The following is a 22,110-nucleotide window of genomic DNA, read 5'->3' as shown; positions in this document are numbered from 1 at the left end:
GATCAGCCCAGCTCGCCGGGCTTCTTGCCGAACCACTTCACGTAGATCTTCTCGTAGTTGCCGTCCTGCTTGGCCTTGGTGATCTCTTCGTTGATCGTCTTGAGCAGGGTCGGGTCGGCGCCCTTCTTCAGGCCGATGCCGTACTGCTCACCGGTGTCCAGGCTGGCGATCAGCTCGAACTTCTCGGCGATCTCGGGCTTCTTCAGCCAGGTCAGCACCACAGGGAGGTCCTGGACGATCACGTCGGCCTGCCCGGCCTGCAGGGCCAGCAGCTCCTTGGCCGAGTCGGCGTACTCGGTGGGGTTGAAGCCCTGCTTCTTGACGTAGTCGAGGCCGGTCGTGCTGGCCTGCGCGCCCAGCTTGAGGTTCTTGGCCTTGACGTCCTCGAGGGACTTGGCGCCCGAGCCCTTCTTGGCCAGCAGCGCCTGGGTGGCGTCGAAGTAGGGCTCGGAGAAGTCGATGTTCTGCTTGCGCTCGTCGGTGATCGTCATGCCGGCGGCGGCCACGTCGCACTTGCCCGCGGCCATGGCGGCGCCACTCTTGATCACCGCGAAGTCGATGTCCACGATGTTCTGGGTCACGCGGAGCTTCTTCGCGGCGAGGTCGACGATGTCCACGTCGAACCCGACGATCTTGCCGCTGTCGTCCTTGAACTGGAACGGCTCGTACGGGATGTTCGTGCAGACCGTGAGCTTGCCGGGCTGGACGAGCTTCACGCCGCCGGCCGCGGAGGTGCTCGCGCCGGTCGTGCTGCCGGAGGAGTCTCCGGTGTCGCTGCCACAGGCGCTGAGGGCGAGAGCGGCGGTCAGGGCGAGCGCGCCGACAGCGTAGCCACGGCGGCCCTTGGGGCTGAGGGCCATGTACGGCCTCCTCGAAAGAGTTATGCCACGTAACTTGCGTTTTGTGCAGTTTAAAGGGGGTTTAGCTGCGGTCCGTCATCCCGCGTTTAACAATGCGTCAACGGAACGGCGTCGGCTCCGACACCATCGACCATCTCACCATGTGGCACTATGGGGAGACGGGTGACCCCCGTAACCCCTCAGAGACGACCGACGAGGGGGAGCTTGGCAGCTACCGAAGCCAGCCCACTCGCGCTCGTACGCCGAAGGTCTCTTCCGCTCCGCTCCGATGAATACAGGGGTCGCTGTGTCTGCCACGCCCGCTTCTGCTTCCGTCGAACCGCTCGACCTCGATCCGGCCTTCGCGCTCCACCGCGGGGGCAAGCTGGAGGTCCGCTCGACCATTCCCGTCCGCGACGCCGACGACCTGTCGCTCGCCTACACGCCCGGCGTCGCCCGGGTCTGCACCGCCATCGCCGAGACGCCTTCGCTGGTCAACGACTACACCTGGGTCTCCAACGTGGTCGCCGTCGTCACCGACGGCACCGCCGTGCTCGGCCTGGGCGACATCGGGCCGTCGGCCGCCATGCCGGTCATGGAGGGCAAGGCGCTGCTGTTCAAAGAGTTCGGCAACGTCGACGCCGTCCCGATCTGCCTCGACTGCACCGACGTCGACGCGCTCGTCGAGACCGTCGTGCGCCTCGCGCCGTCGTTCGGCGGCGTCAACCTGGAGGACATCAGCGCCCCGCGCTGCTTCGAGGTCGAAGACCGCCTGCGCGACCTGCTCGACATCCCGGTCTTCCACGACGACCAGCACGGCACCGCCATCGTCGCCCTGGCCGCCCTGCGGAACGCCGCCCGCCTGACCGGCCGCGCGCTCGGCGACCTGCGCGCCGTCGTGGCCGGCGCGGGCGCGTCCGGCGTCGCCGTCACCCGCATCCTGCTGAACGCCGGCATCGGCGACATCGCGGTCGCCGACTCCAAGGGCATGATCTACGAGGGCCGCGAAGGGCTCAACCCGGTCAAGGAGGCCCTGGCCCGCGAGACCAACCGGGCCGGCCACACCGGCTCCACCGAGGAGGCCCTGGCCGGCGCCGACGTCTTCCTCGGGCTGTCCGGCTCGACCGTCTCCGAGGCGGCCATCGCGTCCATGGCGCCCGACGCCATCGTCTTCGCGCTGTCCAACCCCACCCCGGAGGTCCATCCCGAGGTGGCCGCCCGGCACGCCAGGGTGGTCGCCACCGGGCGCTCCGACTTCCCCAACCAGATCAACAACGTCCTGGCCTTCCCGGGGGTCTTCCGCGGCGCCCTCGACGTGCGGGCCACGACGATCACCGAGAACATGAAGGTGGCCGCCGCCGAGGCGCTGGCCGCCGTCGTCGGCGACGACCTCTCGGCCACGTACGTCATCCCGAGCCCGTTCGACCGGCGGGTGGCCCCCGCGGTGACCGCCGCCGTGGCCGCCCAGGCCCGCGCCGACGGCGTCGCGCGCGCCTGATCCACCGTCACGAGCGGGGGCCGATCGGCCCCCGCTCGCTTGTTTTCCCGCTTCCGCACAGGTCAGCAGGCATTGCGGTTTCCCGCCCGAGGCATGGGTAGATGAGCTCCCCGTCCAGGTGAGCCGGATCCAGATCCTGATCCCGAGCAGGGCTGGCGAGGGGACTGCGATGGAGTTCGCGTGACCTTTGGGAACTGCCGAAAAGCCTTTACACAACGTGCTATAAAAATAGCGCTCTGTAAGGATGTGGGCGCCGACTCCTGTGACGAGGAGAGCGATGGAACGCGAGCCTAACCGACTGCTGCAGCAGCTCATCGCGGAGGCGGGTTTCTCCCACAAGGGATTGGCCAGGCGCCTCAACGACCTGGGTGCCGCGCGCGGCACCCCCGGGCTGAAGTACGACCACAGCTCCGTGCTGCGGTGGATCGGGGGCCAGAAGCCACGGGATCCCGTCCCGTGCCTGCTCACAGAGATATTCGCGCTGCGGCTCGGCCGCCCGGTGAGCTCGGAGGATCTGGGCATGCCGACCAACATCACGCCCCTCGACCTCGGGCAGGAGTTCACCCACACGTGGCAGGAGGGGGTCGCGACCGTGACGGCGTTGTGGCGGGCCGACGTGGAGAGACGGAGGTTTCTGATCGACTCCACCTTCGCGATCGGAGCAGGATCCGTCGGAGCCATACGCTGGCTGACGGCGCCTCCCGAAGGGCGTCCCAGCGGCACCGGAGCGCGCCGGGTGGGCAGGGCCGACATCGCCGCGATCCACGAGGTGACCCGGTCCTTCGGCGAGCTCGACAACCGCTTCGGCAGCGGCCGGGTCCGCTCGTCCGTCGTGAAGTACCTCGACACCGCCGTCTCCCCCCTGCTCAAGGACGGCAGCTACGGCGAGTCCACCGGCAAGCAGCTGGCCGCCGCGGCCGCCGAGCTGACCCGCCTGGCCGGCTGGATGGCCTACGACATGGAGCAGCACGGCCTGGCCCAGCGCTACCTCATCCAGGCCCTCCGCCTGGCCAGGGGCGCCGACGACCACACCCTGGGCGGCGAGATCCTGGCCGGCATGGCCCATCAGGCCATCTACATGGGCCAGCCGGCCCACGCCCTCGACCTGGCCAGGGCCGCCCAGCTCGCGGCCCGGCGGGCCGGCGTCCAGACCCTGCTGGCCTCCGCGCAGGTGCTGGAGGCCCACGCGCACGCGGGCCTCGGCGACCCCAGGTCCTGCGGGGCCTCACTGCACCAGGCCGAGCTCGCCTTCGACGCCCGCAGGCCCACCGAGGAGCCGCGCTGGCTCAGCTACTTCGACGAGGCCTACCTGTCGGCCAAGTTCGCCCACTGCTTCCGCGACCTGGGGGAGGGTGAGCGCACGGTGCGGCTGGCGCGGCGCTCCCTCGACATGGACACCCGGTACGTGCGGGGGCGCATGTTCAACCTGTCGCTGCTGGCGGCCGGGTTGCTGGAGTGCGGCGAGCTGGAGGAGGCGTGCCAGGCGGCGGGCAACGCGCTGGCGCTGGCCGGAGAGCTGCAGTCGGCGCGGTCCCGGTCGTACGCGGCCGACCTGCGGCGGCGGCTGGAGCCCTACAAGCACGAGCGGGCCGTCATGGCGTTGCGCGAGCGTACGCGCGAGCTCACGTCCGTGTGACGGCCCCGGGACGGGCGAAGCCCCGGGCCGCCTCTTCGGCGGTCCGGGGCTTCACCGGTGGTCCTACTTGAGCAGTTCGCCGTTCGGGCCGACGATGCTCTTGGTCTCGGCGTAGTTGGCCTTGTTGTAGACGTCGGCCACCTCGCCGTCGAAGTAGGCGGAGCTGACGAAGTCGATCCGGTCGTTGCCGTCCTGGTCGTGGAACATGCTCGTCACGCCGTTGACGTAACCGGTGCGCTTGCCGTTGTCGTACTTCATGAGCCAGGGGCCGCCGTCGGCGCCGGCGGTCATGGAGCACTTGAGCACCTGGTGCTCCTCGACCCTGAAGGTGTTGACCTGGTACGTCTTGGTGCCGGTCTTGCCGGAGCACCACTTGGGGGTCACGCCGGTGTAGGGCTTGTCGCCGTCGGGGTGCCGGGCGGCGGGGTAGCCGAAGACGGTGACCTTCTGGCCGCGCGGCTGGTTCCACGCGAAGCCCTGCCCGCCGACGACGTCCCCGAGCCGGCCCATGTCCTTGGCGACGCCGATGACGTACTCCGGCATGAAGTACTTCCGCGAGGTGCCGGGCTTCACCCACTTCTGCGTGTAGAAGTGGGTGATCGTGAAGTTGCCGAACTTGTCGGTGCCCTTCTTGCCGAGCCCCTTGTAGGCGTCCAGCTGGGTCTTGGTGACCTGCTCGACGACCGGCTCGCCGAACTTGTAGCCGTTCCCCTTGCCGACCTTGGCGGCCTTGTACGCCTCCTCGCCGACCTCGACCTTCTCCAGCACGGCGTTCGGATAGTCAGGCCCGACGACGTCGGCCGGCTTGTCCTCGCCCTCGGACCAGCAGTCGCCGAGGTTCAGCAGGCACTTCTCGAACTCCTTGGCGTCGATCTCGCGGGGCTTGATCCACTTGTCGCCCCCCCACGCCTTGAACTCCTTGGCCTCCACCTGCTTCTCGCCAGCCAGGGTGAAACCGTTGTGCACGGCGACGAAGGCGAAGTCCCCGTCGTAGTCGTCGTAGGTGTCGAGGTCGTACGCGGTGAAGGCGTAGGCGCCGACGTAGACGCCCCAGGGGGACTTGCCCTGGTAGTAGCCGGGCACGAAGACCCACTTGCTGTAGACGTCCTTGCCGGTCTCGTAGACGCAGTGGCCGGCGGTCGCCACCAGGTTCCTGTTCCGCGACTGGATCGAGGTCGCCGAGCACCAGCGGTACTTGCCCGCGCTGTCGACGAAGAAGACCTTGCCGATGGTCTTGGGCAGGTTGACGTTCTTGCTCGCGCTGGGCTTCGGGGCGCCGGTGGGGGCGGTCAGCCCGGGCTTGCCGTCGGGCGCGGCGTTCTCCTCGCCACGGGCCGCGACCAGCTTGGTGACGTCCTTGGCGTCCCACTGGTACTCCGTCGCCTTGCGCAGCGCGGCGCCGTTGGCGTCGAGCCAGAAGTACGCGGCGCTGTAGGCGTCCGAGGGCTTGGCGGTCAGGTCGTCGGTGACCCAATGAGGGTTGGCGTCGGCGGGGACGGCAAGCGCGGCGGCGCTCAAGCTGGCAGCAGCGAGGGGGATGAGCAGGCGCTTCAAGGGAGGCTCCACACGGGTTGTCAAGAAGGGCGTCAAAACCCTATCGACCCTTTAGTCACTCTGGTAAGGGTTCTTCTCGGTTTGACGCCGGAAAGGCCGAAGGGCCCGGCAGATGCCGAGCCCTTCGGGTAAAGCAGGGGTGAGCGGAGGTTTGGACCCTCAACTCGGTGTCATACCGAAGATCAGCTGTCGGCCTTCGGGATGAGGCTGCCCGACCACACCTTCGCCGCCGAGGAGTAGACCGCGTTGGTCTCACCATCGAAGTACGGCGAGGACATGTAGTCCCAGCGGTCGTTGCCGTCCGTGTCGTACAGAACGCTGGTCACGCCGTTGACGTAGCCCATGCGCTTGGCGTTGCTGTACTTGAGGAGCCACGGGGCGCCGTTGTAGCCGCCGGTGACGGCGCACTTCAGCGAGATGTGCTCTTCGATCTTCAGGCTCGGAACCTTGGTGGCCTTCGCACCGGTCTTGCCGTAGCACCACTTCGGCGTCACGCCGGAGTAGGGCTTCGAACCGTCGGGGTGCTTGGCGAAGGGGTAGCCGAAGGTACGGACGTACTTGCCGGTCGGCTGGTTCCAGGCGAAGCCCTGGCCACCGACGTTGTCGCCCAGGCGGCCGACGTCCTTGATCTCGTGAACGTAGATGAAGAAGTCGGTGCGGAGGAACTTGAACTCAGTGCCCGGCTTGTACCACTGCTGCGTGTAGTAACGCGTGATGGTGTAGTTGCCGGCGGAGTCCACGTTCTTCTCGCCCGGGCCACGGTAGCTGAGGTACTCGTGCTTGGTGACCTGCGAGGTCTCCGGCTCGCCGTACTTGGCGCCGTTGGCCTTGCCAACGGGAGCCCTCCACCAGGTGGACTTGCTGACCTCGACCTTTTCGACAACAGCGCCGGGGAAGTCGGGGCCGACCTTCTCAGCGCGGCTGCCCGGGTCGACCGAGTAGTACTCGGTGGTCTTCGGGTCGAGCTTGCCCTTGACGTACTCTTCCCGGGTCACCTGGGTGACCTTGGGCTCCTTCTCGCCCTTGTAGGCGTCGAACTCGGCCTTGGTGACCTGCTTCGCCTTGTTGAGGACGCCGCCGACACCGTTGTACACGGTGACGAACGCGTAGTCGCGGTCGAAGTCCTCGTAGTTCGAGAAGTCGTAGTGCGTGAAGGCCTGCTTGCCCACGTAGATGCCCCAGGGAGCCTTGCCCTGGTAGTAACCCGGGACGAAGACCCAGCGGGAGACGACCTCGTCGTTGGCGGCGATGTCGTACACGCAGTGACCAGCGGTCGCAACCAGGTTGCGGTACTGGGACTGGATCGAGGTGCCGGAGCACCAGTACAGCTTGCCGTCGCGGCCCTCGAAGAACACCTTGCCGATGGACTTCGGCAGGTTCACGTTCTGGGACTTGACCGTGGTGGTCTTCTCGGCGCCGATCGGCTCAGACTGGCCGGGCTTGCCGTCAGCGACGTACCCACCCTTCTGAACGATCTTCTTGACGTCCTTGTTGTCCCAGTAGTACGCCGTAGCGCCCTTCAGGGCAGCGTTGTCGGACTTGGTCCAGAAGTCCAGGACCTCAGCGGCCTTCTGCTCGCTGGCAGCGAGAGCGGCGGCGTCGACGTCCGGGTCGGCCTGGGCGGCACCGGCGAGGCCGGCAGCCAGCAGACCGGTGGCCAGCAGGGCGCCACCGGCGGGGAGGAGGATGCGCTTCAAGGTAACTCCTTGCGCTGTCGTGGAACGCCTCTTGCGTCCCATGCGTCAGTAAAGGGATAGCCAGGAACATACAGTGTCGATCTTGAAATCCGGTAGCCGCTTTGAGAGGAAAAGATGCGACAAGCCGGGCGTTATCGTTCTGTGATGTTTAGGTCCCTGTTGCGTAGGAGTCGGCAGAAGTCGGGCTTCAGGCTGTTTGCCCTGATCAACATAAAGAAGGTGTGAGCGGTTCCGGCGGGCCCGGCGGTCACCCTTGATCCGGCTCGCTCGGGCAGTGTGACGCAGATCACATTGAGTTGATGGCACCGTTTCGGCGTCGCATGCGTCCAAACGCCTTCACTTTCCGGCCCGGAAAAGGCCGAAGGGCCCGGCGGATGCCGAGCCCTTCGGTTGCTGACGGTTCCTGCGATCGGTCAAGACCGGTCGTCGGAAGCCGTCATCAGACGATCTTGCCGGACCAAACGTTGGCGGCGGCCTTGTAGACGACGTTCGTCTCACCGTCGAAGTACGGCGAGGAGATGTAGTCCACGCGGTTGTTGCCGTCCTGGTCGTTGAAGGTGCTGGTGACACCGTTCAGGTAGCCCAGGCGCTTGGCGTTGCTGTACTTGAGGAGCCAAGGACCACCGTCGGCGCCCTCGGTCATGGCGCACTTGAGCGCCACGTGCTCCTCGATCTTCTTGGCGGCCGAACCGACCAGCTTCTTGGTGGTCTTGCCGTAGCACCACTTCGGCGTGATGCCGGTGTAGTTCTTGTGGCCGTCGGGGTGCGGCGCGGCCGGGTAGCCGAACACGCGGACGTCCTTGCCGGTGGGCTGGTTCCACGCGAAGCCCTGGCCACCGACGTTGTCGCCGAGGCGACCGGCGTCCTTGGCGAAGCCTTCGATGATGAAGAAGACGGTCTTGTAGTACTTGGTGTCCGAGCCCGGCTTGTACCACTGCTGCACGAAGAAGTGCGTGATGGTCCAGTTGCCGCGGGCGTCCTTGACGACCTTGGCCGGGTACTTCGCGGCGTCCTTCTTCTGGTTCTCCAGGTAGGTGGAAGCCTGCGAGTCGGTCACGATCTCGGTGACGGGCTCACCGAACTTGAAACCGTTGCCCTTGCCGACCCGAGCGGCCCGGTAGGTGCTCTCGCTGACCTCGACCTTGCCGGCCTCGGCGCCGGGGAAGTCGGGGCCGGTCGCCTCAGGGGCGGTGCCCCGCTTGACCCAGTAAGCCTCGGTGGAGGTGGGGTCGAGCTTGCCCTTGCGGAACTCCTCGCGGCTGATCTCGACGTCCTTGGCGTCCTTGACACCCTGGTACTTGTCGAAGTCGGCCTTGGAGACCTGCTTGGAGGTGCCGGCGCCGAGCTGGACGCCGTTGTACACGGTCACGAACGCGTAGTCGCGGTCGAAGTCCTCGTACACGTCGAAGTCGTAGTGGGTGAAGGCCTGCTTGCCCACGTAGATGCCCCACGGGGACTTGCCCTGGTAGTAACCGGGGACGAAGACCCACTTGGACATGACATCGGCGTTGGCGCCGGTGTCGTAGACGCAGTGACCGGCCGTGGCGACCAGGTTGCGGTACTTCGACTGGAGCGAGGTGGCGGAGCACCACTTCTTCTCGCCCTTGCCGTTGACGAAGAACACCTTGCCGATGGTCTTCGGCATGTTGACGTTCTGCGTCTTGGCGGTGGTCTTCTTCTCCTCACCAATCGGGGCAGTGGTGCCCGGCTTGGTGTCGGCGCTGTAGCCGCCCTTGCTCTGCAGCTTGGCGACGTCCGCCTTGTCCCAGACGTTGGACTCGGTGGCGGCCCGGAGGGCGGCACCGTTGCTCTCGGCCCAGAACTGGGCGATGGCCTTCGCGTTGGCCGCGCTCGCCGCCATCGCGTCGGTGGAGATGTCGCTGTCGGCCGAGGCCGTACCGGCGAGGCCGGCGGCCAGGAGGCCGGTAGCCAGGATGGCGCCACCGGCGGGGATGAGGATGCGCTTCAAGGGAACTGCTCCTTGGTCTGTCGTGGGTCGCAACATGCGTCCCATGCGTCAGTAAAGGGATAGCAAGGAACATAGCCAGTGATCTCCGCAGGTGAAAGCCGTTCTGAGGGGATCGGTAAGGGCCCGTTTCGCCGTTACCGTGCTGTTATCTGTCAGAGGCTTTGGCGTGATGTTACCGGAAAGAGATGTTTTCGCTGGCCCTGTAGGGAATCTGTACTCCGGGACGAAAGTTCCGTTAGGGATCTGTCGCTCTCCGTGACCGGATGAATGTGACCCAGATCACAGGAACCAGATTGGGGCCCCATCCGTCTAAATCGGCCCGCCGTTCACAGGTGATCTTCAGGTTCGCGTCAGGATCCCTCAGGTTTCGACAATCTGCCCGATTTCGTATGGGATCCGGGCCCAACAGGGCCTGCGTGCTATGTGGCTAGTTGGGGTGTTTGTCGCTTTTGGGCATGGCGAAGCGAGGGCCGGCGGCAGGCGCGACCCTGAGCGTCAGGGGAGAAGGATGGTGCGCACCGTCCGCCAGGAGGCCGCGTCGGCTGCGTTGAGCAGGCCCAGCTTGGGGACGGACGGGCTGTACGGAGTGGCGTCGAGGTGGCGGGCGGTGCCGCCGGCCTCCGTCAGCAGCAGGACGCCCGGCGCGTGGTCCCAGGGCAGCGTCCGGTGGAACAGCAGGAAGTCCTGGTCGCCGTTCAGGAGGCGGGGATAGTCCACCCCGGCGCACTTCGTCCCCGGGGTGAGGGCGGCGAAGCGGGGAGCGGCGGCCGTCACGTGGGCCTTGGCGTCGTCGTCCAGGAAGCGGGTGAGGGCGGCGCCGCGGAGCCGGGCGGGGTCGGCGGGAGGTGCGGCGCGGTGGACGGGGATGCCGTTCCGCCAGGCTCCGGAGCCGAGCTCGGCGACGTAGACGTCGTCCTCGGCCGGTCGCACGATCCAGGACGCGACCGTCTGGCCCGCCCGGACCAGCGCGGCCATCACTGCGTACTCGGGGCGGCCCGCGACGAAGTTGGCCGTGCCGTCCAGGGGGTCGACGAGCCAGGCGGTGGGGGCGTCGTGCAGGGCGGAGAGGAGGGCGGGGTCGGCGGAGGCCGCCTCCTCGCCGACGACGGGGACGTCCAGGAGGTCGCGCAGGCGGCGGCTGATCAGCTCCTCGGCCTCGCGGTCGGCCACGGTGACCACTTCGCCCGGTGTCTTCTCCGAGACGTCGCCGGCGGCGAGGGCGCGGAACCGGGGGAGGATCGCGATCTCGGCGGTCTCACGAAGGATCTCGGTCACCGCGTCGATCAGCATGGCTCTCATGCTAGACATCGGGCGCTATGAGGCTGAAGGGTGCCTTCGTCCGTGAGGGCGGTTGATCGGGCATGGATGGGAGACGTGCCGGTTCGGGCAGCAGATCACGCCGATCGTGAGGAACCGGCCGCTCTGGAGCCATTCTCCCACTGCACGTCGACGCATCGAGGGAGCACGTCGCCCGTACGCATCGGGGGAAGCGGCGAGGTGGCGAAACCGGGGGGTTCGGCCTCTCTCCCGCGCTCGGCGCCGTTGCCGGTCCACAGGTAGGCGTGCCAGTGCATGGTGCTCCCCCGTGGTCGGCGGGGCCGCCCCTGCTCGTTTCGGTCCTTGGGGCCGGGTTTCGGGCAGGGGTCGGCTGTCCCTGTCTCGGCTAGATCGTGGCGATTCCGGCGGCGCGCAGCTCGGTGCCGGTGAAGCGGAGCGTTCCGGCGTCGGGGTTCTTCGAGTCGCGGAGTGCGTAGGCGTCGTCGATGCCGGGGATCTGGGCGATCAGGACGCAGGTCTCCATGTGCTCGCCCTGTGGGCCACCGCCGCGAAGCTGGGTGAAGGGCACGTCATCGAGGCTGCCGCCGTAGAGGTCTGTCATGAGTGCTTCCTTTCGTCTCGTCAGCGGCCCGCGGGGGGATCGCCTGGAAGATACAAGCACTAGACATGATAGGACCTCTCCATACCTTGAATGAGGTAGTCATTTGTCCTCGTAGGTTCTGCGTCCCTTAGTGTTTTTCTATGGCCTTGGTGGACAAAAGCGACCGCATCGACCATGTCGGGCCGAACCTGGTGTGGCGGCAACTGGCCGAGGACGTCGAGAACGACATCGCCACCGGTCTGCTGGCTCCCGGCGCCAAGATGCCCGCCGAGCTGGAGCTGGCGAGCCAGTACGGCGTCTCCCGGGTGACGGTGCGGCGTGCGGTCAGGGATCTGGCGGAGCGCGGCCTGCTGGTCGTCGTCCATGGGCGGGGGACGTTCGTGTCGCGTGGTTCCGCGTGAGGGCTGGCGCGGAAGAGGATGTCGATATAGCGTTCGAATCAGTTGGTGATCATCGCCACCTGGGCCTGAAATCCCTTCCATAAAGAGAAACTGTGTTCGGCTGGACGGCCGGGGGCGTGATCCTGGAGATCTCAGGAACGGAGATGTCTGTGGGTTCATGGACTTCGGCAGGACGCCGCCTCGGGGGGCTGGTCGCCGTCGTGGCCCTCATGCTGGGCGTGCTCGCGACGGGCGCGCAGGCCGCCTCGGACGCCACCGCGAACGTCGGCAGGCTGACCATCGCCTTCGAACGCACCACGGCGTCGAAGTGCCCGGTCAGCTTCGACGTCCACGGGTACTTCCAGGGGCTGCCGGCGGGCGAGCAGACGATCCAGTACCGCCTCGTCGGCGCCGGGGAGTGGAGGACGCTCGTCGTGCCCGCCAAGCGTCTGATCGTCCACCGGGCGTTGCTGGAGACCGTCACGTGGGAGTCGGCGCCGGACTCACGTGACTACTCGGTCCAGATCGAGATCAACCAGCCCGACGGCCTGCGGTCCAACGTCCTCTACTACTTCAAGTGCAACACCCCGCCGTCCGGGGAGACGTTCGGCGAGGCCGCCGAGCCGGTCACCCGTACGGCCGCCGGCGGCCCGATGGCCGAGCTGGCGGCCGACGCGCAGCTGGAGTCGGTGCGGGCGCGCTCCGGCGCGCAGGTCGCGCTGGTCAACCGGTACGACGTCAAGGCGGACCTGCCGACCGGCCCGATCGGGTTCGAGCAACTGTGGAACGTGCATCCCGCGGGGCTGGCCATCGACGTCCAGACCATGACCGGCGGCCAGCTCAAGGCTCTGCTGGCCACTCCCAATCCGGCCGGCTGGGTGCTGACCCCGTCCGCCGGGCTGCGCTACACCCTCGGCGGCGGGAAGGTCATGTCGATGACGCTCGACGGGGTGCCGGTGAGCGCCACGCAGCAGATCAAGGTCGCGGGCGCCTGGAGCCTCATCGCGGGCTTCGACGGGTGGCCGCGCTGGGAGGGGACGACCACGTACACCGGCGGGCCGGACGACACCGGGGCGCTGGCGAGCTACCTGGCCGCTCATTCGCCGGTGGCGGCGCCGGCGGGCGACCGCGTCACCGTCCGCTAGTCAGCGGGTCGGCCGTGCGTCCGTGACGGGCGCCCCCCGTGGTCACCAGCTGCGGACGCGGGGGCGGCGGCGCATCCGTTCCAGCATCGCCTCGTTGAAGGCCGCGGACACGGATGCGAACTCACCGTTCTCCACCGCTCGGTCGACGTACGCCTTGACGTGGGGGTCGAGGGTGATCGTGACCTCCGGGGCCGTCGGGGCGGGAGCGGTCGCGGGCTCGTTCTGGTCCTCGGTCATACCGACATCTTGCGCCACAAGGGCTGGCGAATCACGCCCCGAAACGCTGCAGATTCGGGAGGCCGTACAAGGGCCGTCGTGGCCGGCTGGACGTCGTCGGTGGGAGGCCCATGGTGCCGGAGGCGAGGGGGTGCGCCGGCAGGCGCCTGATCAGAAGGAGCCTGAGCTCTTGTGGGCGCGGAGCGCCTTTCCCGGCGAAGTCGATCGACGGGGGCGGGGACAGGTGAGGGCCCCGGCGGCAAGGAGCAACGCCGGGGCCCTCTCTCCCCTGGTGAGGGCTTACTTGTAGAGCTCTCCGTTAGGCCCCACGATCTTCCCGGACGGGGAGTTGGTGGCCGCCTTGTACACGGCCGCCGTCTCGCCGTCGAAGTACGGCGAGGTGATGTAGTCGATGCGGTCGTTGCCGTCCTGGTCCGCGAAGGTGCTGGTGACACCGTTCACGTAGCCGAGGCGCTTGGCGTTGCTGTAGTTCAGCAGCCACGGTCCGCCGTCGTAGCCGGGGGTCACGGCGCACTTCAGGCCGACGTGCTCCTCGATCTTGAGCCAGGACGCGCCCACGGCCTTGGCCGTCGTCTTGCCGTAGCAGTGCTTCGGCGTGACACCGCTGTACGGCTTGCTGCCGTCGGGGTGCGGGGCCGCCGGGTAGCCGAAGGTGCGGACGAACTTGCCCGTCGGCTGGTTCCAGGCGAAGCCCTGGCCGCCCACGGCGTCGCCGAGCCGGCCGGCGTCCTTGGACAGCAGGATGTAGTAGTGGCCGCCCCAGGCGCGCTTCGGGCCGCTGAAGCGCTCGTAGTCCTTGCGGTCCACCTGCTTCACACCGTCGAACTGGATGCCGTTGTAGACGGTGACGAACGCGTAGTCGCGGTCGTAGTCCTCGTAGTTGTCGAAGTCGTAGTGGGTGAAGGCCTGCTTGCCCACGTAGATGCCCCAGGGGGCCTTGCCCTGGTAGTAGCCCGGGACGAACACCCAGTTGGACAGCGTGTCGCGGTTGCTGTCCGTGTCGTACGCGCAGTGGCCGGCGGTGGCGACCAGGTTGCGGTTGCCCGACTGGATGGAGGTGGCCGAGCACCAGCGGAACTTGCCGGAGCCGTCGACGAAGAAGACCTTGCCGATGCTCTTGGGCAGGTTCACGTTCTGGGACGCGCCGGCCTTCTGGGCGCCGGTCGGCGCGGTCATGCCGGGACGGCCGTCCGGGTCGTAGCCGCCCTTGGAGACGACCTTCCGCACTTCCTTGGAGTCCCAGGTGTACTGCGTGGCCTGGCGGAGGGCGGCGCCGTTGGAGGCGATCCAGAAGGAGGCGATCGAGGCGGCCTGGGAGTTGTTGCCGGCCATTGGGTCGTGGGAGACATCGCCGTCGGCCTGGGCGGTGGCGGAGAGCCCGGCGGCCAGAAGGCCGGTCGCCACGACCGCGCCGCCGACGGGGAGGAGGATTCGCTTCAAGGTAACTCCAGGTTGCGCTGACAGGAGGCGCCTCTTGCACCCCGAAATTCAGCAAACGGACGACCCGGAACCTATAACGCTGACAGGGCGATTGGAAATTTTCGGTAGATCGTGTCAGCGCTCCCAAGCGGCCCCGTTACCGTACCGAGATCAATGGATCAGCTGATCACGTCGCGTGATCGCCTGGTTGCATGTGACTTACGTCACATTTCCCGGTGTGGTGAGCGCGGCGGCGCGTCGGTAGACCTCCGCGGTGGTCGTGTCGAAGTACGGCGACGACACCGCGTCGTAGGTGCCCTTGGCGTCCCTGTTCCAGGTCAGGCTGTTGACGCCGTTCAGGTTGCCGAGCCCGCGGGCCGCGTCGTAGTCGACCAGCCAGGGACCGCCGCTGGCGCCGGGGCTGAAGGCGCACGGCTGGAGCCGGACGCCCTTCTGCAGGTCGAGCGCGGGAGCCACGGTCCAGTACGTGACGCTGCCCTGGCACGTCCGCAACGTCTTGCCGTCGAACGGACGCGTGCCGTCGGGCTGCACGCCGGCCGGGAAGCCGAAGGCGGTCATGGTGGCGGCCGCCGGCTTCCTGTTGATCTCCAGGCCCTGGCCGCCCACGTTGTCCTGGAGCCGGCCGACGTCCTTCATCGTGTACGTGCCGTCCTTGGCCTGCTCCCAGACGAACCCACGGTGGACGGTCACGAACGCGTAGTCGAAGTCGTAGTCGCCCTTGCCGGACCAGTCCTCGTGCATGCTGAGCGCGGCGCCCACGTAGATCCCGTCGGGCGTCTCGCCGTTGGGTCCGGGGTTGGGGACGAAGATCCAGTATTCGGCGGCCTTGGCCTGGCGGGAGTCGTACGCGCAGTGGCCGGCCGTGGCCACGACGCTGCGGTTCCGGGCGGCGACCGCACTGGCCGAGCACCAGTACTGCTTGGCGCCGAACTTGAAGAAGACCTTGCCCATGGTCTTGCCGGCGCCGCCCCGCCTGGGCGGCACGGGCGCCAGGCCCTGCGTCGCGGACGTCCGCCGCACCGTCGTCACGGGCGAGGCGGGCCCGGAGGCGGCGCCCGCCGAGGACGTCGGGGCGGCCTGCGCGCCCGGCGTGGCGGGGCTGTAGCTGTCGGCCTGCTTGAGCTGGTCGGGACGCCAGTAGTCGGCGACCTTCTTCATGTCGGCGGCGGTCTTGGCCAGCGTGACGCCGAAGACTCTGCTCGTGGGCGCGGCGTTCGCGATCCCCGTGAAGGCAGGCAGCAACAGCAGCGCGCCGCCCAGGGCGGCCGCCGCCAGTTGCCTGGCCCGGGAGATCATGAAATGCCTTTCTTAGGGTCGTAAGGGTGGATTTTTCCAGATCAACTGCCTGTATTGCAGCCCGGATAGAGATTCGTTACCTGATCAAGAGTGCACCGTGTGCGATAAGGACACCATCAGCCGATCCCTCCCGATACGCGTAAATGATCACGCGTGTCGGTCGTTGCCCCAGGTCAGAGGGCTGATAGAGGCTGCGCCTATGCACCGAATTCTCTGCGTCGCCGCGCTTTCCTGCGCCGCATTCGCCGCCGCTCCAGTGGCGAACGCCACGACCGGACCGCCCGATGTCCGGACGTCGCACAAGGACCAAAGGCTTTTCCGGATCAGCGTCGGAGATCGGCAGGGCGTGCTGGAGTGCACCCCTGGCCGGGTCGCGCCGGGGCAGGTCGCGGCCTGTGCCGCTCTCGAACAGGTGGGCGGGAACCCGGCCCGTCTGAGCGGCCGGACGGGGGTCTCCTGCACGGCCGACTACCAACCGGTGGACGTACGGGCGGAGGGCGTCTGGGACGGCGACCGCTACCGCTACTCGCAGACCTTCCCCAACGCCTGCGCCCTCGCCGTCGCCACGGGCCCGGTCTTCCGCGTCTGAGGCGCGGGTCTGAGGCGTACGCCCGGGAGATCGAGGCCGGGAAAGGCCCCGGATCCCGCCGAGGAGGATCCGGGGCCTCGACTGCCGGGCCGGATCACGGCATGTTGCCGGTCCAGCGGTTGGCGGCGGCCTTGTAGACGTCGTAGGTGTCGGTGTTGAAGTACGGCGACGAGATGTGGTCGTAGCGGTCGTTGCCGTCGGTGTCCCACGCGACGCTGTTCACGCCCACCAGATAGCCGGTGCGTGTGGAGTTCCGGTAGTCGTAGATGAACGGGCCGCCGCCGGCGCCGGCGGTGAAGGAGCACCTGAAGCCGATCTGCTCCTGCAGGTCGTACTTCTTGGCCTCGGGCATCGGAGCCGTCCTGCCGTAGCACCACTTCATGGTGCGGCCGGTGTACGGCCTGTCGCCGTCGGGGTGCCCGCCGGCCGGGTAGCCGAAGGAGAACACGTTCAGCTTCGTGCTGCGGTTCCAGGTGAAGCCCTGGCCGCCGACGTTGTCACCGAGGCGGCCGACGTTCTTGACCGTCCAGCGCCACCGGTTGCCGGTCTTCTCCCAGCTCACCTTGATGCCGTTGTAGACGTTGACGAACGCGTAGTCGAAGTCGTAGTCCTCCTTCACCACGAAGTCGTCGTGCGCGTTGAACGTCCTGGCGGCGTAGATGCCGTACGGCGCCTTGCCCTCCCACGCGTTGTCGCCGTCCCAGTACGACGGGATGAAGATCCAGTTGTCGTAGAAGGTGTTCTTCTGGGTGTCGTAGACACAGTGGGCGGAGGTCGCCACCAGATTGCGGTACTTGCCCTGTACGGAGCTGGCCGAGCAGTACCGCCAGTTCTTCGGGTTGCGCGGGTCGGTCCGGGGCAGCGTGAAGAACACCCGGCCGACCGTGTTGGGGAGGTTGACCTGCCTGCTCTTGCCGGCCTTGGCCTTCTCCCCGCCGATCGGCGGGACCGATCCGGGCGGGCCGTCGGGGGTCTGGTTTCCGCCCGTGACGCCCCTGACGCCCCTGGACGACACGTCGAGCGCGCCGTCGTGGTCGGTGGCGAGCTTGATGCGGTCGGGCGTCCAGAACTGCACGGCCTGCTCGGCGGGGGTCGCCGCGTTCCTGGACACGACGTCGGGGGCCGAGGCCGCCTCCGCCGCGGCGCCGGTGGTCGTGCCGGCGGCCAGAGCGGCGGACACCAGCACGGCGAGGGTGATCGTGATGCGCCTTGCTCGGGAATGCATGGAACTCCTCTCAGGTTCTCGGCGGCCCAGAGCGGGGTGCTGCGCCCCGGTGGGCCAGGAAAACGTTGAGCACGCTAATGAATGGCGCAACCCGTCAGCCAGAAAGCGACGCGAAAAGGTCGGACCTGGTTCCGTTTCGTTATGGAGATAGCGAAATCGCATGTATTCCAGAAAAGCATCTTCGCAGGTCAGAACCATGATGATGAGTCTGCCGCAACACTGGTAACGCTGATTATCAAACGCCACTACTTATCAACCGAATGTTGTTCTGGTTAGATGTCCGTATGGATCCACGCACCCCCTGTCTCATCGGCATCGCACAACGCACCGTTCGCGAGCAGCCCGGCCCGGAACCGCTCGATCTGTGGGAATCGGTCGCCCGCGAGGCGGCCGATGACGCCCGGCTGCCCGCCGGGCGGCTCGACTCGATCCAGATCGTCCACACCGACTCCTGGCAGTACGACTCGCCGACCGGGCGGCTGGCCGAGCGTCTGGGCGCCACGCCGCGCCACACCGCCTACTCCAAGGTCAGCGGTACGGCTCCGCAGCTCCTCATCGGCGCGGCCGCGGCCCGCATCGCGGCGGGCGACCTGGACTGCGCGCTGATCACCGGGGCCGAGGCGCTGGCCACCCGGCGGGCCTACCGTCGGGCGGGCGAGCACGTGCCGTGGAGCCACGCCGCCGATCCCAAGCCGCCCTACGGCTGGGAACGGCCCCCGCACCCGGCCGAGCTGGCACACGATCTGTTCCTGCCCGTGCACACTTACGCGATCATGGAGACCGCGCGGCGGGCGGCGGCCGGGATGACGGTCGAGGAGGAGATGCTCGACCGGGGCCGGATGATGGCGCCGATGACGGAGGTGGCCGCGGCCAACCCGCACGCGTGGCGGCGGGCCGTGCGCACGCCCGAGGAGCTGGTGAAGGGCAACCGGTTCGTCGGCTGGCCGTACACCAGGAACACCGTGGCGGTCATGGAGGTCGACCAGGCGGCGGCCGTCGTCCTGGCCGGCGCGGAGCTGGCCGACCGGCTGGGGGTGCCGGACGAGCGGCGGGTCTACCTGCGCGGCTGGGCGTACGCCGAGGACACGTGGGAGGTGGCGGCGCGGCCCGCGCTCGGCTCGTCGCAGGCGATCGGGGCCGCCGCCGAGGCCGCCTTCCGCCGCGCCGGGCTCGGCCTGGCCGACATGGACGCCCTCGACCTGTACAGCTGCTTCGCCGTCGCGCTGCGGCAGGCGTGCGACGCGATCGGGCTCGACCCGTACGACCGGCGCGGCCTGACGGTCACCGGCGGCCTGCCGTACGCCGGCGGCCCGGCCAGCGACTACGTGCTGCACTCGACGGCCACGATGGCCGGGCTGCTGCGCACGCAGTCGAGCCACGGGCTGGTGACCGGCGTGGGGATGCACCTGACGAAGCACACGTACGCGGTGTGGTCCAGCGAGCCGGGCGGGCCGCCGGGGGACGCCGTCCCGGTGTTCACGGCGGCCGGGGTGCCCGTCGTGGGCTCGTACGCCGGGCCCGCCACCGTGGCCGGCTACACGGTCGCGCACGGCCCGGACGGCGAGCCGGACAAGGGCATCCTCGTCGTCGACCTGCCGGCCGGCGGGCGGGCGCACGCGCACGTGCTGGAGCCGGAGCTGCTGGCCGACGCCATGTCCCGGGAGCTCGTGGGGCAGCGGGTCGGCCTGGTGGCGGGCGACGGGCCGAACGTGGCCACCTGGTGATCCCGGCGAGGTTGTGAAGTTGTGACCTCGCACGGGGACTTCGCCGGGTTCGAGGGCTTGCGCGGGTGGATGTCGCTCAACTGAACTGGGAGTGAAGGGCGCAACCCGCACTAACCCGGCGAGGCACGTCGTGTCCGACCAGTTCGACGTCATCGAGGCAGGGGGGCGCGGCCGCCGCCGGTGGATCGGGCTCGCGGTGGTGCTGGCTCTGCTGGTGATCCCGGCCGTCAGCCTGCTGCTCAGCCGCGACCCGCGGCAGGAGCCGCCCTCGCCGTCCGCCACCACGCCCATCCGCTCCCTCACCAGGATCGAGAACGGCCCCAACGCCCTGCGGATCCCGGCCAGGACCAAGGGCCGCGACGAGATCATCGACGTCGTCTTCCCCGACGGGCTGAAGGCCGAGGTGCGCTACCCGGCCGACCTCGACCTCAACGAGCTGGGGGTGCGGCCGTTCCAGGGGGCGTGGATCGACGGGCGGTTCCGGCAGTTCGGCGTGCCGTACAACGGGGTCGCCGAGGTGACCGGCGGCGGCCGGCCGATCAGGAGCTACGGCCCCGGCGTCACCCTGTGGCCGCCCCAGCCCGGCGGGGGCAGTGGGCAGGTGCTGCTGTTCGCGTTCGGACGCTGGCGGGTGGCGATGCAGGACAGGGGCGACGGACTGACCTTCGACCAGCGCACGGCCCTGGCGCGGGAGCTGCACGGGAAGGTGACCCGGGACGGCTACCTGGTGTTGTCGGGCGAAGGATCGGTGCGGCTGGCCCGTCCGGGTGCCATGACCCAGGAGGGTCCGGCCGGGCCGCAGCTGTGGTTCGGCGGGGGAGTGCGGGAGATGGTGGTGCTGGCGCCCACGCCCGACTGCGTCAGGAAGGCCCGGCTGCCGAAGGTGATCGAGGGTCGCGGGCGTCCGGGCGAGTGGACGTGCCGGGGGGACGTGGAGGTCGCCGTCGCCGGCTCCGAGGAGTTCAGACGCCGCGCCCTCGCCGGGATCCGGGTGACGGTCAAGGACTGAGGCCCGGCCGGACGCCGCGAGACGAGGTGGCGGCTCGGTCGGGCGGGGCGGTGTCGGGGGTGGTGGCGGGTCGGTTAGTAGGGTGCGGCCATGTTCGCCGTAACCGCCACACAGACCGATCCCGACAATCCGCTCGCCGGGCTGACGCTCGGTGAGCACCCCGACCCGAAGGCGCCCGACGGCTGGACGACCGTCTCGGTACGCGCCGCCGCCCTCAACCACCACGACCTGTGGACGCTCAAGGGCGTGGGCATCAGGCAGGACCGCCTGCCGATCGTGCTCGGCTGCGACGCCTCCGGCGTGGACGAGGACGGCAACGACGTCATCGTGCACGCCGTCATCGGCACGGGCGCGGACGAGACGCTCGACCCCAGGCGCTCGCTGCTGTCGGAGGTGCACGACGGGACGTTCGCCGAGCGGGTGGCCGTGCCGCGGCGCAACCTCGTGCCCAAGCCGGCCGCGCTCAGCTTCGAGGAGGCCGCCTGCCTGCCCACGGCCTGGCTGACCGCGTACCGCATGCTGTTCGACAAGGCCGGGCTCGAACCGGGCTCGACCGTGCTGGTGCAGGGCGCCGGCGGCGGCGTCGCCACCGCGCTGATCGCGCTCGGCCGCGCCGGCGGTTTCCGGGTCTGGGCGACCAGCCGGTCGGAGGACAAGCGCGAGCGGGCCCGCGAACTCGGCGCCGACCAGGTCTTCGAGACGGGCGCGCGGCTGCCCGAGCGGGTGGACGCGGTCATGGAGACCGTCGGCCAGGCCACCTGGGACCATTCGCTCAAGTCGCTCAGGCCGGGCGGCCGCATCGTGGTCTCCGGGGCCACCAGCGGCGCGGTCCCGCCCGCCGACCTCAACCGCGTCTTCTTCCTGCAGCTCTCCGTGGTCGGCACCACCATGGGCACCCGCGACCAACTCCAGCGGCTCGCGGTGTTCCTGGAGCAGACGGGCGTGCGGCCGATGATCGACCGGACGCTGCCGATGACCGAGGCCAGGGACGGCTTCGCGGCCATGGCCCAGGGGGAGATCTTCGGAAAAATCGTCTTTACCAGCTGAATAAGTGAAGGGTTACTTGTCCGCCTTCTGGGTGATACAGGAAGAATGACGTCGTATCACCCTGGAGGCGTTCACCATGAACGTTGAGCCCTTCGGCCCGGGTTCGATGCACTGGGACACCGCGGGCGAATACCGCAACCTGCTCGTGGCCGGCAGCGCGCTGGTCCTCCAGACCATGCACCCGGCGGTCGGCGCGGCGGTGGCGGAGCACTCGACGTACAAGGACGACCCGTGGGGGCGGCTCAACCGCACGCTCGCCTCCGTCCAGAAGTGGGTCTACGGCGGTGAGGGCGGCCTGGCCGAGGGGCGGCGGCTGCGCGAGCTGCACCGCTCCATCAGCGGCGTGGACGAGCACGGCCGCGCCTACCACGCCCTGAACGGCGAGGCGTGGGCCTGGGTGCACCTGTCGCTGTTCGAGCGTTTCGTCACGCTCAACCGCTACTTCGGCACCCCCTACACCGAGGAGCAGCAACGCCGCATGTACGCCGAGTCGCGGCAGCTCGGCGCGATCCTGCAGGTGCCGGAGCGCGAGATGCCGGCGGACCTGGAGGCGTTCTGGCGCTACTTCGACACGATGGTCGCCGAGCGGCTGGAGCCGCACCCGACGGCGCTGGAGGTGCTCGCCGTCATGCGCGGCACGCCCGCCCCGCCCGGCCTGCCGAGGCCGCTGCGCCGCCTGTGGACGCCGGTGGGACTGGGGTCGGGGGAGTTCAACCACTTCGTCACCGTCGGCACCCTGCCGCCGGCCGCGCGCAGGAAGCTCGGCCTGCGCTGGACGGCCCGGGACGAGCGGCGGCTGCGGCACCTCGGGCACGCCGTGGCGATGCTGACCGCGCGCCTGCCCGAGCGGTTGCGCTACATGCCGGTCGCCTACCACGCCCGCAGAGCGGCCCGCGGCCACGGACGCCCGCAACGCTCATTGCGCTCAGCCTGACGACGGCGTACC

Annotated in this window: 19 protein-coding genes; 9 read left to right on the top strand and 10 right to left on the bottom strand. The window is 68.7% G+C overall.

The window, feature by feature from the left end; all coding sequences use genetic code 11:
- Nucleotides 1-2: 2 nt before the first annotated feature.
- The gene (locus ABZ459_RS45160) at nt 3-860 is read right to left on the bottom strand and encodes an ABC transporter substrate-binding protein (RefSeq protein ID WP_357985018.1); all 858 of its coding nucleotides are present in this window, start codon (nt 858-860) and stop codon (nt 3-5) included.
- Between the two features lie 268 nt (nt 861-1,128).
- Between ABZ459_RS45160 and ABZ459_RS45155 the strand changes: the two genes are divergently transcribed.
- Nucleotides 1,129-2,337 carry an NADP-dependent malic enzyme gene (locus ABZ459_RS45155; RefSeq protein WP_357985015.1) on the top strand — a complete coding sequence of 403 codons (1,209 nt, stop codon included), beginning with the start codon at nt 1,129-1,131 and terminating at the stop codon, nt 2,335-2,337.
- A 277-nt stretch (nt 2,338-2,614) separates the two neighbouring features.
- Nucleotides 2,615-3,973, top strand: a complete 1,359-nt coding sequence (locus ABZ459_RS45150; RefSeq protein ID WP_357985012.1) for a hypothetical protein — start codon at nt 2,615-2,617, stop codon at nt 3,971-3,973.
- A 63-nt stretch (nt 3,974-4,036) separates the two neighbouring features.
- Here ABZ459_RS45150 and ABZ459_RS45145 read toward each other — a convergent pair whose 3' ends face one another.
- The 5 genes from ABZ459_RS45145 to ABZ459_RS45125 all read right to left on the bottom strand — a co-directional run bounded on the left by ABZ459_RS45145 (nt 4,037) and on the right by ABZ459_RS45125 (nt 11,072).
- Nucleotides 4,037-5,527 (bottom strand): hypothetical protein, encoded by a 1,491-nt coding sequence (locus tag ABZ459_RS45145; RefSeq protein ID WP_357985009.1) that lies wholly within the window; start codon nt 5,525-5,527, stop codon nt 4,037-4,039.
- Between the two features lie 182 nt (nt 5,528-5,709).
- Entirely contained in the window at nt 5,710-7,224 is a 1,515-nt protein-coding gene (locus tag ABZ459_RS45140; protein WP_357985005.1) for a hypothetical protein, read from the bottom strand.
- A gap of 439 nt (nt 7,225-7,663) precedes the next feature.
- Nucleotides 7,664-9,193, bottom strand: coding sequence for a hypothetical protein (locus tag ABZ459_RS45135; protein ID WP_357985002.1), 1,530 nt, complete (start codon nt 9,191-9,193; stop codon nt 7,664-7,666).
- A 495-nt stretch (nt 9,194-9,688) separates the two neighbouring features.
- Nucleotides 9,689-10,483 carry an inositol monophosphatase family protein gene (locus ABZ459_RS45130; RefSeq protein ID WP_357984999.1) on the bottom strand — a complete coding sequence of 265 codons (795 nt, stop codon included), beginning with the start codon at nt 10,481-10,483 and terminating at the stop codon, nt 9,689-9,691.
- Between the two features lie 373 nt (nt 10,484-10,856).
- Nucleotides 10,857-11,072, bottom strand: a complete 216-nt coding sequence (locus tag ABZ459_RS45125; RefSeq protein WP_357984996.1) for a DUF397 domain-containing protein — start codon at nt 11,070-11,072, stop codon at nt 10,857-10,859.
- Nucleotides 11,073-11,212: 140 nt separating this feature from the next.
- On the opposite strand from ABZ459_RS45125, the gene ABZ459_RS45120 reads away from it, so the two are divergent.
- Both ABZ459_RS45120 and ABZ459_RS45115 read left to right on the top strand, forming a co-directional pair.
- On the top strand, nt 11,213-11,473 hold the full coding sequence (locus ABZ459_RS45120; RefSeq protein WP_357984993.1) for a GntR family transcriptional regulator: 261 nt from the start codon (nt 11,213-11,215) through the stop codon (nt 11,471-11,473).
- 149 nt (nt 11,474-11,622) lie between these two features.
- Complete coding sequence (locus tag ABZ459_RS45115) at nt 11,623-12,597, top strand: 5'-nucleotidase C-terminal domain-containing protein (RefSeq protein ID WP_357984990.1); 975 nt, start codon at nt 11,623-11,625, stop codon at nt 12,595-12,597.
- A gap of 42 nt (nt 12,598-12,639) precedes the next feature.
- Here the strand turns inward: ABZ459_RS45115 and ABZ459_RS45110 are convergent, their stop codons facing one another.
- From ABZ459_RS45110 to ABZ459_RS45100, 3 genes are all read right to left on the bottom strand, one after another.
- Complete coding sequence (locus ABZ459_RS45110; RefSeq protein ID WP_357984988.1) at nt 12,640-12,834, bottom strand: hypothetical protein; 195 nt, start codon at nt 12,832-12,834, stop codon at nt 12,640-12,642.
- 279 nt (nt 12,835-13,113) lie between these two features.
- A complete protein-coding gene (locus ABZ459_RS45105; RefSeq protein ID WP_357984985.1) occupies nt 13,114-14,274 on the bottom strand; it encodes a hypothetical protein in 1,161 nt (386 codons plus the stop codon).
- A gap of 198 nt (nt 14,275-14,472) precedes the next feature.
- Entirely contained in the window at nt 14,473-15,570 is a 1,098-nt protein-coding gene (locus ABZ459_RS45100; RefSeq protein WP_357984982.1) for a hypothetical protein, read from the bottom strand.
- 346 nt (nt 15,571-15,916) lie between these two features.
- Between ABZ459_RS45100 and ABZ459_RS45095 the strand changes: the two genes are divergently transcribed.
- Complete coding sequence (locus tag ABZ459_RS45095; RefSeq protein ID WP_357984979.1) at nt 15,917-16,159, top strand: SSI family serine proteinase inhibitor; 243 nt, start codon at nt 15,917-15,919, stop codon at nt 16,157-16,159.
- 94 nt (nt 16,160-16,253) lie between these two features.
- Here the strand turns inward: ABZ459_RS45095 and ABZ459_RS45090 are convergent, their stop codons facing one another.
- Nucleotides 16,254-17,384, bottom strand: coding sequence for a serine protease (locus ABZ459_RS45090; protein WP_357984975.1), 1,131 nt, complete (start codon nt 17,382-17,384; stop codon nt 16,254-16,256).
- A 284-nt stretch (nt 17,385-17,668) separates the two neighbouring features.
- Here ABZ459_RS45090 and ABZ459_RS45085 point away from each other — a divergent pair, with 284 nt between their 5' ends.
- The 4 genes from ABZ459_RS45085 to ABZ459_RS45070 all read left to right on the top strand — a co-directional run bounded on the left by ABZ459_RS45085 (nt 17,669) and on the right by ABZ459_RS45070 (nt 22,098).
- Nucleotides 17,669-19,108 (top strand): acetyl-CoA synthetase, encoded by a 1,440-nt coding sequence (locus tag ABZ459_RS45085; RefSeq protein WP_357984972.1) that lies wholly within the window; start codon nt 17,669-17,671, stop codon nt 19,106-19,108.
- A 130-nt stretch (nt 19,109-19,238) separates the two neighbouring features.
- Nucleotides 19,239-20,117, top strand: a complete 879-nt coding sequence (locus ABZ459_RS45080; protein ID WP_357984969.1) for a hypothetical protein — start codon at nt 19,239-19,241, stop codon at nt 20,115-20,117.
- Between the two features lie 90 nt (nt 20,118-20,207).
- A complete protein-coding gene (locus ABZ459_RS45075; RefSeq protein ID WP_357984966.1) occupies nt 20,208-21,164 on the top strand; it encodes a zinc-binding dehydrogenase in 957 nt (318 codons plus the stop codon).
- Between the two features lie 76 nt (nt 21,165-21,240).
- Nucleotides 21,241-22,098 (top strand): oxygenase MpaB family protein, encoded by an 858-nt coding sequence (locus ABZ459_RS45070; RefSeq protein WP_357984963.1) that lies wholly within the window; start codon nt 21,241-21,243, stop codon nt 22,096-22,098.
- Nucleotides 22,099-22,110 lie beyond the last annotated feature (12 nt).

Source organism: Nonomuraea sp. NPDC005692, assembly GCF_040631115.1.
In the GTDB taxonomy this organism is placed as follows: domain Bacteria; phylum Actinomycetota; class Actinomycetes; order Streptosporangiales; family Streptosporangiaceae; genus Nonomuraea.
This window is presented reverse-complemented; position numbering and strand designations above follow the sequence as displayed.

What these genes read in the sequence shown, in the direction of transcription:
- ABZ459_RS45085 (WP_357984972.1), top strand. Translation starts at nt 17,669, where the DNA reads ATGGATCCACGCACCCCCTGTCTCATCGGCATCGCACAACGCACCGTT.
- ABZ459_RS45150 (WP_357985012.1), top strand. Translation starts at nt 2,615, where the DNA reads ATGGAACGCGAGCCTAACCGACTGCTGCAGCAGCTCATCGCGGAGGCG.
- ABZ459_RS45110 (WP_357984988.1), bottom strand. Translation starts at nt 12,834, where the DNA reads ATGACCGAGGACCAGAACGAGCCCGCGACCGCTCCCGCCCCGACGGCC.
- ABZ459_RS45070 (WP_357984963.1), top strand. Translation starts at nt 21,241, where the DNA reads ATGAACGTTGAGCCCTTCGGCCCGGGTTCGATGCACTGGGACACCGCG.
- ABZ459_RS45100 (WP_357984982.1), bottom strand. Translation starts at nt 15,570, where the DNA reads ATGATCTCCCGGGCCAGGCAACTGGCGGCGGCCGCCCTGGGCGGCGCG.
- ABZ459_RS45090 (WP_357984975.1), bottom strand. Translation starts at nt 17,384, where the DNA reads ATGCATTCCCGAGCAAGGCGCATCACGATCACCCTCGCCGTGCTGGTG.
- ABZ459_RS45160 (WP_357985018.1), bottom strand. Translation starts at nt 860, where the DNA reads ATGGCCCTCAGCCCCAAGGGCCGCCGTGGCTACGCTGTCGGCGCGCTC.
- ABZ459_RS45130 (WP_357984999.1), bottom strand. Translation starts at nt 10,483, where the DNA reads ATGCTGATCGACGCGGTGACCGAGATCCTTCGTGAGACCGCCGAGATC.
- ABZ459_RS45075 (WP_357984966.1), top strand. Translation starts at nt 20,208, where the DNA reads ATGTTCGCCGTAACCGCCACACAGACCGATCCCGACAATCCGCTCGCC.
- ABZ459_RS45125 (WP_357984996.1), bottom strand. Translation starts at nt 11,072, where the DNA reads ATGACAGACCTCTACGGCGGCAGCCTCGATGACGTGCCCTTCACCCAG.
- ABZ459_RS45155 (WP_357985015.1), top strand. Translation starts at nt 1,129, where the DNA reads ATGAATACAGGGGTCGCTGTGTCTGCCACGCCCGCTTCTGCTTCCGTC.
- ABZ459_RS45120 (WP_357984993.1), top strand. Translation starts at nt 11,213, where the DNA reads ATGGCCTTGGTGGACAAAAGCGACCGCATCGACCATGTCGGGCCGAAC.